This window comes from Mesorhizobium sp. SEMIA396, from assembly GCF_024518615.1.
GTDB lineage: Bacteria > Pseudomonadota > Alphaproteobacteria > Rhizobiales > Rhizobiaceae > Mesorhizobium.
In genome coordinates, this window is the sequence record NZ_JANIFC010000013.1 from 37403 (window position 1) to 51639 (window position 14237).

Annotated in this window: 14 protein-coding genes; 2 read left to right on the forward strand and 12 right to left on the reverse strand. The window is 61.1% G+C overall.

What is annotated here, in order from left to right:
* Positions 1–18 precede the first annotated feature (18 nt).
* Entirely contained in the window at positions 19–216 is a 198-nt protein-coding gene (locus NP503_RS26800) for a DUF2735 domain-containing protein (protein ID WP_127269123.1), read from the forward strand.
* A 96-nt stretch (positions 217–312) separates the two neighbouring features.
* On the opposite strand, the gene NP503_RS26805 is transcribed toward NP503_RS26800, so the two are convergent.
* From NP503_RS26805 to NP503_RS26845, 9 genes are all read right to left on the reverse strand, one after another.
* A complete protein-coding gene (locus NP503_RS26805; RefSeq protein ID WP_127276400.1) occupies positions 313–2202 on the reverse strand; it encodes an MFS transporter in 1890 nt (629 codons plus the stop codon).
* A gap of 190 nt (positions 2203–2392) precedes the next feature.
* Positions 2393–3184: an ATP12 family chaperone protein gene (locus NP503_RS26810; protein ID WP_127270981.1), complete on the reverse strand. Its 792-nt coding sequence runs from the start codon at positions 3182–3184 to the stop codon at positions 2393–2395.
* Positions 3185–3196: 12 nt separating this feature from the next.
* Positions 3197–4069 carry a DMT family transporter gene (locus NP503_RS26815; RefSeq protein WP_164748929.1) on the reverse strand — a complete coding sequence of 291 codons (873 nt, stop codon included), beginning with the start codon at positions 4067–4069 and terminating at the stop codon, positions 3197–3199.
* Between the two features lie 47 nt (positions 4070–4116).
* Positions 4117–5097: an RluA family pseudouridine synthase gene (locus NP503_RS26820; protein WP_127271590.1), complete on the reverse strand. Its 981-nt coding sequence runs from the start codon at positions 5095–5097 to the stop codon at positions 4117–4119.
* A gap of 62 nt (positions 5098–5159) precedes the next feature.
* Entirely contained in the window at positions 5160–5534 is a 375-nt protein-coding gene (gene crcB / locus NP503_RS26825; protein WP_127268771.1) for a fluoride efflux transporter CrcB, read from the reverse strand.
* Between the two features lie 71 nt (positions 5535–5605).
* Complete coding sequence (locus NP503_RS26830) at positions 5606–7264, reverse strand: hypothetical protein (RefSeq protein ID WP_127268772.1); 1659 nt, start codon at positions 7262–7264, stop codon at positions 5606–5608.
* Between the two features lie 160 nt (positions 7265–7424).
* Positions 7425–8255 (reverse strand): aspartyl/asparaginyl beta-hydroxylase domain-containing protein, encoded by an 831-nt coding sequence (locus NP503_RS26835; protein ID WP_127268773.1) that lies wholly within the window; start codon positions 8253–8255, stop codon positions 7425–7427.
* A 171-nt stretch (positions 8256–8426) separates the two neighbouring features.
* Positions 8427–9734 (reverse strand): replication-associated recombination protein A, encoded by a 1308-nt coding sequence (locus NP503_RS26840; RefSeq protein ID WP_127268774.1) that lies wholly within the window; start codon positions 9732–9734, stop codon positions 8427–8429.
* A 48-nt stretch (positions 9735–9782) separates the two neighbouring features.
* Complete coding sequence (locus NP503_RS26845; protein WP_127268775.1) at positions 9783–11270, reverse strand: DegQ family serine endoprotease; 1488 nt, start codon at positions 11268–11270, stop codon at positions 9783–9785.
* Between the two features lie 83 nt (positions 11271–11353).
* Here NP503_RS26845 and NP503_RS26850 point away from each other — a divergent pair, with 83 nt between their 5' ends.
* Positions 11354–12058, forward strand: a complete 705-nt coding sequence (locus NP503_RS26850) for a hypothetical protein (protein WP_127271593.1) — start codon at positions 11354–11356, stop codon at positions 12056–12058.
* Between the two features lie 22 nt (positions 12059–12080).
* On the opposite strand, the gene rplQ is transcribed toward NP503_RS26850, so the two are convergent.
* From rplQ to rpsK, 3 genes are all read right to left on the reverse strand, one after another.
* On the reverse strand, positions 12081–12512 hold the full coding sequence (gene rplQ / locus NP503_RS26855; protein WP_013531439.1) for a 50S ribosomal protein L17: 432 nt from the start codon (positions 12510–12512) through the stop codon (positions 12081–12083).
* A 104-nt stretch (positions 12513–12616) separates the two neighbouring features.
* Positions 12617–13627 (reverse strand): DNA-directed RNA polymerase subunit alpha, encoded by a 1011-nt coding sequence (locus NP503_RS26860; RefSeq protein WP_023812081.1) that lies wholly within the window; start codon positions 13625–13627, stop codon positions 12617–12619.
* A gap of 102 nt (positions 13628–13729) precedes the next feature.
* Positions 13730–14119, reverse strand: a complete 390-nt coding sequence (gene rpsK / locus NP503_RS26865) for a 30S ribosomal protein S11 (protein WP_006205444.1) — start codon at positions 14117–14119, stop codon at positions 13730–13732.
* Positions 14120–14237: the final 118 nt, after the last annotated feature.

Genomic DNA, 14237 nt, shown 5'->3' on the forward strand with positions numbered 1-14237 from the left:
GAAGAAAGGAACCCGGCAATGGAAATCATTTCCACACGACCGTCGGCCACAATTTTGATGTTCCCGGTGGCAGCGCGCGCCGCTGCCTCAAATTTGAGCGGCAAGGCTAAGTTTGCGGCAGAGCTTGCCTCGCTGCGTGGTGCCCGCGCAGACTTCGGCGACGGCTGGTACCATGAGGCAGCCATCGAGGATGAGACCCGGGGCCGCAAGAGCTGACACAAAGGGCAGCAGCCCTCGCCAACGAATTGGCCTGAAAAGAGAAAGCCCGGCGCGATTGCTCGCGCCGGGCTTTCTTTTGAACACCGGGCCTGCCTACTCCTTGGCGTGCAGGTCGGTGCCGAGCGTATCCTTGACGAAGATCATGCCGATGACCAGCGTTATCGCCGCGATCACCACCGGATACCAAAGGCCATAGTAGATGTCGCCCTTATAGGCGCTGAGCGCGAACACGGTTGCCGGCAGCAGGCCGCCGAACCAGCCATTGCCGATGTGATAGGGCAACGACATGCCGGTGTAGCGAATGCGGGTCGGGAACATCTCGACCAGGATCGCCGCGATCGGCCCATAGACCATGGTCACGAACAGCACCAGGATGAACAGGATGCCGATCGTCATTGGCCAGTTCACTGCTGCAGGATCGGCGAACATGGCGAACGCGCCACCACCCGGAATGTTGTAGACGGTGACTTCGGGTGCGCCCGCCGCCTCGTCGGTGGTCAGCAGCTTGTCCTTGACTGCCTGGTCGATCGGCACCGTCGCCTTCTCACCGGCACGGATGGCAGCGGCATCCAGCTTCAGTTCCGGGTTGGCGGCAACAAACGCATCGAGCTTCTGGTCCGCAACCTTGGCTGCCGCGCGCTTCAGCGGATAGCCGCCGTCCTGCAGCGACATGTTGACGGCCTTGATGAAGGCGGTTTCCTTGGCCTTGGCCTGATCGCCGGCGGCGATGGCGTCATAGGACTCGACCGTCTCGTTGCCGATCTTGACAGATGCGGGTGTGCCGGCGGCGGCCGTCGACACGACGTCATAGGGAACCGAGTTCTTGGTCAGGAACGAGGTCGCGATATCGCAGGATGTCGTGAACTTCGCGGTACCCACCGGATTGAACTGGAACTTGCAATCTCCAGGTGCCGCCGTCACCGTCGCCCGCGTGTTCTGCTGGGCTGTGGCAAGCGCCGGATTGGCAGCCCAGGTCAGTGCCTTGAACAGCGGGAAGGTGCATACAATCGCTAAGGCAAGGCCCGCCATGATGATCGGCTTGCGGCCGATCTTGTCGGAGAGCCAGCCGAAGACGACGAAGAAGATCGAGCCTACTGCCAGGGCGATCGCGATCATGATGTTGACCGATTGCGCGTCGACCTTGAGCACGTTGGTCAGGAAGAACAGCGCATAGAACTGGCCGTTATACCAGACCACGGCCTGACCGGCGGTGAGGCCGAGCAGCGCCAGCAGTGCGATCTTGGCATTCTTCCATTGACCGAAGGCTTCCGTCAGCGGCGCCTTGGAGCCCTTGCCCTCATCCTTCATGCGCTGGAAGGTCGGCGATTCGGAAAGCGAAAGCCGGATCCAGATCGAGATGCCTAGCAGCAGGAAGGATACGAGGAACGGAATACGCCAGCCCCAGGCAGCATAGTTTTCCTTGCTCAATGAAGCCTGTACGATCAGGATCACAACCAGCGACAGGAACAGGCCCAGCGTCGCCGTGGTCTGGATCCACGAGGTGTAGTAGCCGCGCCGGTTGTCCGGCGCATGTTCGGCGACGTAAGTGGCCGCGCCGCCATATTCGCCACCCAGTGCCAGACCCTGCAGCATGCGCAGGATGATCAGGATCACCGGAGCGGCGATGCCCAAGGTCGCATAGCCAGGCAGCAAGCCGACCAGGAAGGTCGACAGGCCCATGATCGTCATGGTGACGAGGAAGGTATATTTACGGCCGACAAGATCGCCGATGCGGCCGAACAGCAATGCGCCGAACGGGCGCACCAGGAAGCCGGCAGCGAAGGCCAGCAGCGCGAAGATATTGCGGGTCGCTTCCGGGATGGCTGGACTGAAAAAGGTCGAACCAATGAACACTGCCAGCGAGCCGTAGAGATAGAAATCATACCATTCGAAAACGGTGCCGAGCGAGGAAGCGAAGATGACTTTCTTCTCCTCCCGCGTCATGGCGCGGCTTGCTCCGCCGGCGGTCGATGCTATTGCCATTTCGTTATCCTCCCGTGAGACCCGTTCTCGATGCTGCGCGACACCGTCCGCGTTCTCCTCCGAGCACGGACTCAACGACAGCCATTCGGGAAAAATGACAGAAAGCGCCCGCCAAAGGCAGCGCGTCTTTGGGATTATGACTTTGGTATTAGGTGCGCTGCGGGATGAAACCGGGCGAACTGGGAAACCCTTAGCCCTTGAGCGCTTCCAGCAGGCCGACAGCAGCCATCATGTCGTGCTTGCGAGCCGCGCGGCGGGCAACGGCTTCGGCGTCCTGCCCCCAATGCTCGATCTGCCAGTCCTCGTCGACATGAGCCGCGGCCCATGCAGCCTCAGCGTCGATCTCGCCGAAATCGACAGCCAGCGCCAGCAGCGCCGAACCTGTGAGCGACGTCATCACATGGATGGCGGCGAGACGCAGCGGCTCTGTTCGCTGGGCAAGATGGCTGCCCAGCACCGCGATGGTCTCGCGCGGCTGCTCGACATGGATGATCCCCTCGGCGAGATTGAAGCGCACCCCAAGTGTTCCCCTCGCCCAGTCTATCACCGAGTCCCAATGCTGGTTCTGCCGCTCCACCAGCCCTTGCGGCGCGTCGGCGCGGTAACAGAGCAGATCGGACGAGGCGAAGCGCAGAATGTCTTCCAGCACCGCCTGCGGGTCGCTGGCGACGCCATCGATGGCGGTGTTCACAAGCCGCATCACCGGCATGGTCACCGGATTGATGGTCTCGCTTTGGGTGGCGAACTCGTCGGCGACGAGCGCGGCTGCCGCCTCGGTAGGCACTGCCAGCAGCGCCTTGCCCGGCGTGCGCACCGGCTTGCCGTCGAGATGCACGGCAAAGCCGCCTTCGACCGGCGCGACCGAGACGGTCTTGTAGAAGCGCTTCGGCAGAGGCGTCTTCATCTGGATTTGGGCGCGGCGCACCGGATCCGGATCCGAAAGATATTTGCCCGCTTCAAGGTCGTTGAGGATGTCACGCATAGAAGGTCTCTCTTACACCGGCGTCAGCTTGCGCACTGGCCGGTTGACGATGATCAGGCCGGCGGCAATCAGGCCAAGTGCCAGGAAAATGCGCATGGTCAGCGGCTCATTCAAGAACATGGCGCCGCACAGCACGCCGAAAACCGGCGACAGGAAAGTGAAACTGGACAGGCCTGACGCCGGATAGCGCCGCAACAGCCAGAACCACAGCACATAGGTGAAGGCGACGATGTAGACAGCCTGGAAGAGCAGCGCCAAGGTCGGCAGCACGGTCGGGTCGCGAACGGGCGGGCCGGCGAGAGGCAGCACCAATATGCCGACGATCGCTGCCCCGGCGAGTTGGTAAAGCAGAAGCTTCTCGGCGCTCGCCTCGACCAGCTTCGACCGCTTGATGAGGATGTTGGTCAAAGCCCAGAAGAATCCGGAGCCGAGGCTCAGCAGATCGCCGAACAGCATGTCTCCGCCGCCGCCAAGCTTGTCGGAAAACACCGCGACAAGGCCGGCAAAGGCCAGCAGCAGGCCAAGGAATTTCCTCAATGTGATCTGCTCACCGAGCAGGAAATGGCCGCCGAGCAGCATCCAGAACGGCATCGTGTTGACCAGCAGCGTGTTGCGGGCAACGGTCGTATGCTCCAGGCCGACATAAAGGCAAAGGAACTCGATGCCGAAAAGCGCGCCAACCACGATGCCGGCGAGCAAGGTCCCGTCGCGCGTGAAAAGCGCGATGCCGCGCCACCGGCACCAGGCAAAGACACACAGGCCGCCGATGATCGAGCGCGCGATCGACAGGAAGACCGGGTCATAACCAGCGTAGGAGATCTTGGCGGCGACGTAATTCAACCCCCAGGAAAAGGTCAGCCCGACCATGATGGCGGCGGCGGCCATGTCGACCGTGTCGCGCCGGTCGAGCGCGTCACTGGCGCCGCTCACGATCAGTCCTCCGCGCTGGCGTCGTCGAAGCCGATCAGGTTCCAGCTCTGGCGCATGTGCGGCGGCATTGGCGCGGTGACATCGATGACGCCCTTGTCGGGATGCGGAATGATGATGCGGCGGGCGTGCAGATGCAGGCGGTTTTGAATGCCCCCTGGAAAGTCCCAGTTGGTGTCGGCCTCGAAATATTTCGGATCGCCCAGGATCGGGCAGCCGATGTAGGCGGCGTGGACACGAAGCTGGTGGGTGCGGCCCGTATAGGGCTCCATTTCAAGCCAGGTCATCGTCTGCGCAGCCTGCTCGATGATGCGGTAGTAGGAGACGGCGTGATCGGCGCCCTTTTCGCCATGCGCGGCGACACGCACGCGGTCACCGTCCGGCGTCGGCTCCTTGATCAGCCAGGTCGAGATCTTGTCCTCGCGCTTGGGCGGCACGCCCTTGACCAGCGCCCAATAGGTCTTCTTGGTCTCGCGGGCGCGAAACGCTTCCGAGAGCTTCATGGCGGCCAGCCGGGTGCGGGCGACGACCAGAACACCTGAAGTGTCGCGGTCGAGCCTGTGAACCAGTCTGGGCTTCTCGCCCTTCTGGCTGCGCCAGGCCTCCAGCATGTCGTCGACATTGCGGGTGACGCCCGAGCCGCCCTGCACCGCAAGGCCCGCCGGCTTGTTGAAGACGAAAACCTTGGGATCTTCATGGATCAGCATTTTCGACAGGACATCGGCATCGCCCTGGTTGCGGATCGAGTGGCCGGTCAGCGCACTCTCGCCCTTCTTGTCGACCTCGAGCGGTGGGACGCGAACCATCTGGCCGGGCTCGACACGGGTGTCGGCCTTGACCCGTCCGCCATCGACGCGGATCTGGCCGGAGCGCAGAAGCTTCTGCAAATGGCCGAAACCAAGGCCCGGGAAATGGGTCTTGAACCAGCGGTCGAGCCGCATGCCCGCCTCGCCGGCCTCCACCGTGATCTGTTCAACGCCTGCCATGTTTTTTGTCGCTTATCCGTTTCCCGAGCGAAGCTCGGCCTGTTCTTGGCGCGGCAATAGCACTAAGGCAGGCTTCTTGCGAGCCAAAGTCCCAGAAACAGGGCGATAATGGCGCCAATGACGCTGGCAAGGGCATAAGCCAGCGCAGGCAGCGTGGCTCCCCGCTCCCACAGCGTCGCGAAATCGAGCGAAAAGGCGGAGAAGGTGGTGAAGCCGCCGAGAATGCCGGTAGCAACGAACAGCCTGACCTCGTTCGATCCGCCACGGCGCATCATGGAGGCGATGAACAGCCCCATGGCGAAGGAGCCAATGATGTTGATGGCCATCGTGCCCCAGGGATAGCTGGGGCCGACAAAACGCAGCGCGCCGATGTTGGTAAGGTGACGAATTCCGGCACCGATGCCGCCACCGACGACGACGAGAAACAGATTGAACATGACCGTTTACTGCCCCCGCACGGCTGCCCCGTCAATCCCTCGTTGCGGGCGCAACCGCACGCAGATCGAGCTCACCACTCAGGCGTTGCCCATCCCGGATATTTTTTCCTGAACTCGTTATAGAGGTCATCGACCTCCGTTTTGCCGATAGGGCGCACCTGTTCGTAGAGGTAGCCCTTGACGTCGCCGGACAGCTGGTAAGCCGCTATGCGCCTGTATGCTGCGCCAATGCCTTTGCCCTCGACGATGTATTGGTCCGGTATCGAGACACAGAGCTGCGCGCCCTGCTGCAGATGGATAACGGGCGGGTCGGTCACGACAACGTATTTGGACTTCAACGCCGCCGGTCTGAATCGATCGCGACTATCGACCTGACAAGCCCACTCGATGCGAGGGTAAAGGTCCTTGTCCATTTCATACAGCAATGAATCGCTCATGATCCCGCTGGATGCAAACACCGACAACCGGTCCCCAGGTCCCATCTTTCCAAGAAGGTCATCGATAAGGCGCCTGTATTCTGGAAGATTGTCGAGGTGCAGCGGGAGCGTGGCTTCCCTGGCAAAGACGTAGCTGATCGGCGACAGAACCTGGCGGCCAGTCGGGAAAAAAGTACCGAAAAACGCCAGCCCGGCGGCAACGGCTATCGCGGCGTTCGACCATCGCGATCTCAGTGCCGGCATCGAAACGATCGCAACGATTGCCTGGGCGTAGGTAGGAAAGAGCCAAAGAAATACCGGCACCGAATGATGGCGATCCGGGTCCTGCATGCGGGTGAAGAGGACGAAGGTGAGTGCCGAAGCAACGGCACAGAACAGGGAAAATCTGTTTTGGCGTATAATGGAGATGTAAAGGCCAAATACGATCAACAGCCAGTTCACATAGCTGAGCCGGGATCCCACCTGGACAATCTGCGAAACGAAGTCCGTCTTGTATCCGCTGTAAAGATCGCCATAGCTGGTTCCCAGTATCTTGAAGATCAAGGGTTGCTGGAAGGTCAGCGCGGCTCCGACAACCACGAGGATCGCACACAGGCCTCCGACGGCGGCATTGCGGAGTGCCGGAAAGTCCCGATCTTTGGCAACCTGCAGAAAACAGAAGAAGGCTGCGGAAATTCCGAGCCCGATGACAGGATAGGCGTGCCAGCGGCGCAGCACGAACGCCAACCACAGGCATACGCCGACACGTATTCCGCTGATCACCGGTTCATGGGTCAGGAACCTCGATTTCCAGAGAAAATAGGTTGCCGCGCAAAGCGCGAGACAGCCGGCAATGTCAGGCAACCCACGGAGCGTCGCCGCCCAGAACGGCGTGTAGAGAAAGGCCGCAATCCATACGGTGAGCCAGCTTCGGCATGAAGACGTCCCGGTCGCCGCCTCCAGATAGCTAATTCTGCCGATGAGAAGAGCGGTCGGGACCAGATAAACAGCAACTATTCCGGCGATATAGGAAAACCTCGAATCGCCAAAAATGATGTGAAACGGCATCAGCGGCACCAGGATCGCCGCACTGTAGTCATCCGTGGCGATCGAGGTCCTCAAATGGCTGAGCCACTCGAGAGGGCTCTGAATCAAGAGCGTGCCTTGCCGGCTGAACGTGTCGAAATAGGCAGCGAAGTCCCAGTAATAGACAGGCTGCTCAAGCCCTACATAGGTGAGAGCAAGAGCAACTCCCAGCAGAGCGGTGCACACATATGTCGTTGCCCAAAATCCGAGAGATCTGTTCTTCGTCACTTGAAGCCGCCAGAAGGAGAAGAGGCAGAACTGTCAAAGTCAGCCCGGGGCCGCCGTTCATGCAGCCAGGAGCCGTTCCGGCGCATGAGCGGCCACAAGGATGGCCAAGTCTCACACGCAGAGCACCCAAATGCCGCCGGCAGCGCCGGTTTTCTAAAGCTCAGGTCGTGCCGGCATTCTTCGGCTTGGTCGAACCGATCATCTTCCAGTTCTTGTAGAACATGGAATTGATGCGCTCGACGCTGACCGAGACGATTGAGAGCATGCCCGCGATCAGTCTGGGAACCGGAGACGGCCGGATGATGTCCATGAAGACGCAGTAGCGGCGTCCGTCATACTCGTTGACCGAGCGATGCAGCAGCGTGTCGTCGAAGATGAACAGCGGATTGTCGTACCAATAATTCTTGACGTTGCCGCACTCGACGAAAATCTCCGACTTAACCGGGATCAGATTGTAGAGGATGCGCAGGCTGAGCCGCAGCGGGCCGAAATGCCAAGACGTCGATTCGCGCTTGCTGAAGACGGAAACGGCTATGGTCTTGATGTACTTGAAGTCCTTGTTGAACTCGGCGACGTTGTCGATCCTGTGCTTACCGTACCACTGGTAGACATACATGCCGCGCCGGCCGGCGCCGAAATTGGCGTCGATATCGGCAATGATCTCATCTTTGCGCGCCTTGAAGATGTCCAGGACCTCGTTGACCTCGCGCTGATAGTCGGCGGGAAACTGCTCCAGCTTCCAGACACCTGGATTTCTGTAGCACAAGAGGTCGACCAGCAGATTGAACGGCGAAAGCAGCCAGGTGAACAGGCCGTTGCCGAGAAAATAGCCTGAGAACAGCGACAGATCCTTGCGGTCGTTGCGCAGCACGTCGATCAGGCCGCAGATGATGAAGATCGTCGTCAGGATGGGAATGAAATAGAAGCCAAGGGCGAGAAGCGGGATGGCAATGGCGAATTTGCGAAGGGACTTGCGAAGGGTTTTTGTCATTTTTCCACGCGCGGAGCGCGATCCTGTTGCGAATGAAGTGCCCAAATCACGGCAACGACCACCGCCCGGTCGTGCGCCTTGATAAGGTTTTTTGGGTTACCACACAACGGCCCTGCTATCGTGGCCGGCTGGCTGCCTGGTGGATCTGGCCAACGGCCTCACGCAAGCCTGCTACTCCCGCTCCTTGCGCAGCTTCGCCCAATAGTCGAGCCGCTTCCTGATGTCGCGCTCGAAGCCGCGCTCGGGCGGATCATAGAAGGTCTGGCGGCCCATCTTCTCGGGAAAATAATCCTGCCCCGAAAAGGCATCCGGCTCGTCATGGTCGTAACGATAGCCGGCGCCGTAATCCTCCTCTTTCATCAGCTTTGTCGGCGCGTTGAGGATGTGCTTGGGCGGCAGCAGCGAGCCGTGTTCCTTCGCGGCCCGCGTGGCAGCCTTGAAAGCATTGTAGACGGCGTTGGATTTGGGCGCGGTGGCGAGATAGACGGTGGCCTCGGCAAAAGCCAGCTCGCCCTCGGGCGAGCCGAGATAGTCGTAGGCATCCTTGGCGGCATTGGCGACGACAAGCGCCTGCGGGTCGGCAAGGCCGATGTCTTCCATGGCCATGCGCACCAGCCGGCGGCCTAGATAGAGCGGATCCTCGCCGGCATCGAACATGCGTGCGAGATAGTAGAGAGCCGCGTCAGGGTCTGAACCGCGTACCGATTTGTGCAGCGCCGAGATCAGATTGTAATGGCCGTCCTGGCCCTTGTCGTAGATCGGCGCGCGGCGCTGGACGATGCGCTGCAGTCCCTCGGGATCGAAGACCTCGCCGGGTTTGGCTGCCCGCCAGACTTCTTCCGCGAGCGTCAGCGAGGCCCGGCCGTCGCCATCGCTCATGCGGATGAGCATGGTCCGCGCCTCGTCGTCGAGCGGCAGCGCCCTGCCCTCGGTCTCCTCCGCCCGCACCATCAGCTTGGAGATGCTCTCCTCGCCAAGCGAATGGAAGACCAGAACGCGCGCGCGTGACAACAAAGCGGCATTCAGTTCGAAGGACGGGTTTTCGGTCGTGGCGCCAACCAGCACGACTGTCCCGTCCTCCATGACCGGGAGAAAGCTGTCCTGCTGGGCACGGTTGAAGCGATGGATCTCGTCGACGAACAGCAAGGTCTGGCGGCCATTGGTGCGGCGCAATTTGGCCGCTTCGAACACCTTTTTCAGGTCGGCGACGCCGGAAAAGACAGCCGATATCTGCTCGAAGGCCAGGCTGGTTTCGCCGGCAAGCAGGCGCGCCACGGTGGTCTTGCCGGTGCCGGGCGGCCCCCAGAAGATCATCGAGCCGAGCGAGCCGGAACCGATCAACCGGGTCAGCGCGCCGTCAGGGCCGGTCAGATGCTCCTGGCCGACGACCTCGCCAAGGTTTCTCGGCCGCAGCCTGTCGGCCAGCGGCCGCCCAGGCGGGGTCTTTTCCGGTTCATCGACGCTGAACAGATCGGCCATGCACTTCTTTTTCGTTGGAGCATGAGCCCGAATGCACGGAACCCAGCCCTAATAACGCAACACCTGACGCATTATCTGCCCGCCACGCTCGACGGTAAAGCGCCACCAGCGCGTATCCGTCCTGGCCGCCAACTCCAGGGTCGCCGCGGTATCGATGGTGGTGCCGTTCACCTCGCGCACGATGTCGCCCGGCTGGAAGCCGAAATCGGCGGCCGGAGAATCACGGTTGATGTCGACCACGGTGACGCCCTTGATGTCCGTGCGCAGGCCAAGCCGCTGCGCGAGCCGGGGCGACAGCTCCGCGACCTTGGCGCCCGAAAACGGGCTGCGGCCATGCAGCGTCACCTCGGCAGCTTTCATGCCTTCCGGAGCACGCTCCAGCGCAATATCCATCGCCGCCTGCTGGCCCTTGGTCAAAACCGCGAAATTGGCGGTGGTGCCGATCGACAGCGTCGCCATCCGGTAGTCCAGCGCTTCGATGCTCTCGACCGGCTTGCCATTGAGTTGCAGCACCACGTCGCCGGGCTTGAGTCCTGCCTTGCCGGCCGGACCGGTCGCCTCGACCGACGAGACCAGCGCACCGGTCGGCTTCTCCATGCCGAGCGATTCGGCGATCTGCGGCGTCACCGATTCGAACTCGGCGCCGATATAGGGCCGTTCGAAGAAGTCGAGCCCGGCCTTGGCCGCGTCGGCAAAAGCGCGGACCATATTCGAGGGAATGGCGAAGCCGATGCCGATCGAACCGCCGCTGCGGCTGTAGATGGCGGTGTTGATGCCGACCAGCTGGCCGCCCATGTTGATCAGCGCGCCGCCGGAATTGCCAGGATTGATGGCGGCGTCGGTCTGGATGAAGAAGCTGGAATCGGAGACGCCGATATGGCTGCGGGCCAGTGCCGAGACGATGCCGCTGGTGGTGGTCTGGCCGACGCCGAAGGGGTTGCCGATGGCCAGCAACAGGTCGCCGACCTCAAGCGCGTCGGAATCGCCGATGGCGATAACCGGAAACGGCTTGTCCGAGGTGATCTTGAGCACGGCGAGGTCGAGTGTCTCGTCCTTGAGCAGCACCTTGCTGTCGAACTCACGCCCATCAGCGGTCGCCACCTTGACCCGGTCGGCATCCTTGATGACGTGGTAATTGGTGACCACGACGCCGGTCGGATCGACCAGCACGCCGGAGCCGAGCGAAGACTGTGCACGCGGCTGCGAGCGACCGAAGAATTCCTCGAAGAACGGATCGCCGTCGAAAGGCGACGTGACCTTGGCCGTCTGCGAGGCATAGACGTTGACCACGGCCGGGGCTGTCTGCTTGACCAGCGGCGCAAACGACAATTGCACCTCCTCGCGGCCGAAGGGTACGCGCTTGTCGGGACCAGCCGTGGCGTTTTCGCCTTCCACGCCATGCAGCAGGTCGGTCAGCACATCGGACAGGCCGGGATCGGTCTTCGTCTCCTCGGCCAATGCCTGCCTGACCACCGGTGCGGCCGCAAACGCCATGATGGCGAAAAGCAGAACAAGGGGCAGTCTTCTGGCGCGCATTCGCGAATCCTCCAAGGCAAGTTCGGGGGCATTGTCCCGACGATTGTGCAAAATGAAAGGCTAAGCCGCTGAAATCCGACTATTTGGGCAGCAAAACAGCTACAGCTGACCTTGAAACCGAAAACCTCGTGGCCCTGATGAAAAAACAACTCCTGTCTTTCCGTGACTTTTTGAAGACCGGCAGCTTGGGGCCGATCTCCCCCGACATGACAATGGCCGAGATTATCGAAGTGCTCGGCATGCCTGAGCATGTCGATCCAGATTACTGGACGTTCGGAAAGCTCGAAATTTCCTTTGATATCACGCCGCCTCGCCAGATGAACTGGTTTCAAATTGAGCAGGCCAGTTACCTCAAAGGCGATTTGGAGGCTCTCACCACTCGCTTTGCACTCTCCCTGGACGGGTTCAGCGGAAAGACAAAGCCATCAGAGTTCCTGGGTGCCGGCCTTTGGACTCCAGATCAGGCCAAGGTTTTCTACGCGGCATCCGGCCATGACATCGGGATGAACATCTGCGCCGGACCGATTCAGATACATTTTCATGTGGCTGCCGACTTCATCGGCAACCAAGATGCCGAAACCTATTTGAAGGCCTCCTCCCCGTCGCAAGCGATGGCGAAAATCGATTCTCGAGCCGTCCTCGACAGTATCTATTCATATCCTTACCCGAACACTGAAGAGGTACCGGGTGCATTCGATTGGAAGCTGTTGAGCGGAAGCCAGTACCTGGCGCTGGCCGATGGACAGCAAACATCGGCAAACAAAAAAGGGGCCCGCAGGCCCCTTTGAACTCATTTGGGAAAACCGAGCCTTATGCGGCTGCGGCGTCCGCGTCAGCGCTTTCGGCTTCGATGCGAGCGCGGTCGCCGGCGCCTTTGGCCGAAACGTCGCGATCGACGAACTCGATGACGGCCATGGCGGCGTTGTCACCGTGACGGAAGCCCGCCTTCATGATGCGCAGATAGCCGCCATTGCGGTTGGCGTAGCGCGGCGCGATGGTGTCGAACAGACGCTTGACGACGCCTTCATTGCCGATCTGGGCAATGACCTGGCGGCGGGCATGCAGGTCGCCGCGCTTGCCGAGCGTCACCAGCTTCTCGACGATCGGACGCAGGTCCTTCGCCTTCGGCAAGGTCGTGACGATCTGCTCGTGCTCGAGCAGCGACACGGCGAGGTTGGCGAACATCGACTTGCGATGGCTAATGCTTCGGGCGAAGCGACGGCCTTTGAAACCGTGGCGCATGGCTCTTTTCCTTCTTCAGTTGTTCAAGAGGCCGCGGCCTCTGATGGTTTTCCGCATGACCGTCGGATCGAGCGGCCCACGCCGCCCATCCTTGGAATTCATGCTCAATATTGGTCTTCGTAACGCTTAGCGAGATCTTCGATGTTTTCCGGCGGCCAGTCCGGCACTTCCATGCCGAGGTGCAAGCCCATCGCCGCCAAGACTTCCTTGATCTCGTTCAGCGACTTGCGGCCGAAGTTCGGGGTGCGCAGCATCTCGGCTTCGGTCTTCTGGATCAGGTCGCCGATATAGACGATGTTGTCGTTCTTCAGGCAGTTGGCCGAACGCACCGAAAGCTCGAGTTCGTCGACCTTCTTGAGCAGCGCCGGGTTGAAGGCGAGCTCGGTGACGGCCTCGGCGGCGACTTCCTTCTGCGGCTCGTCGAAGTTGACGAACAGGCCGAGCTGGTCCTGCAGGATGCGGGCGGCGAAAGCCACCGCGTCCTCGCCGGTGATCGAACCGTCGGTGTCGATCGTCATGGTCAGCTTGTCATAGTCGAGAACCTGGCCCTCGCGGGTGTTCTCGACCTTGTAGGAGACCTTCTTGACCGGCGAATAAAGGCTGTCGACCGGGATCAAGCCGATCGGCGCGTCTTCGGCGCGGTTGCGGTCGGCCGGCACGTAACCCTTGCCGGTGTCGACGGTGAATTCCATGCGGATTTCAGCGCCTTCGTCCAGCGTGCAGATGACGTGGTCGGGGTTGAGGATCTCGACGTCGCCAACCGTCTGGATGTCGCCGGCAAGAACAGCACCCGGTCCCTGCTTGCGAACGACCATGCGCTTGGGACCATCGCCTTCCATGCGGATGGCGATTTCCTTGATATTCAAGACGATGTCGGTCACGTCCTCGCGCACGCCGGCGATGGACGAGAATTCATGCAGAACGCCGTCGATCTGCACGGCGGTAACAGCCGCACCGCGCAGCGAAGACAGAAGCACGCGGCGCAGCGCGTTGCCCAGCGTCAGGCCAAAGCCACGCTCGAGAGGCTCGGCGACCAGCGTGGTCAGCGTCTTCTTCTTCGACGAGAACTCGATCTTGTTCGGCTTGATCAGTTCCTGCCAATTTTTCTGGATCATGATGCTTTCCTTCCGTTGACCCGCCACCATCCAATCGTGGCGGGCGACCTGGAATGCCGCGGAGGAGCGCCCAAGGGCGCTCGCGCGGCGTTCGGTAAATGCTTAGACGCGACGCTTCTTGCGCGGGCGGCAGCCATTGTGCGGGATCGGCGTCACATCACGGATCGAGGTGATGGTGAAGCCGGCCGCCTGCAGGGCGCGCAATGCCGATTCACGACCGGAGCCGGGTCCGCAGACCTCGACTTCGAGCATGCGCATGCCGTGTTCCTGGGCCTTCTTGGCAACATCCTCGGCAGCCATCTGGGCAGCGAACGGGGTCGACTTGCGCGAACCCTTGAAGCCCTGGGCACCGGCCGACGACCAGGCAATCGAATTGCCCTGCGCGTCGGTGATGGTGATCATCGTGTTGTTGAAGGTCGAATTGACGTGGGCAACGCCCGACGAGATGTTCTTGCGTTCGCGACGGCGAACACGAGCGGCTTCCTTGGCCATGATAGTCCTTTCAGTTGATCTCTACACCGCCGTAATGCCAGCGGCTCCACCTTCGTAAGGAAGTAGGGGAATAGGGCAGTAAGGGAGTAGGGAAAAGTGCGACCCGACTGGCGGGCAT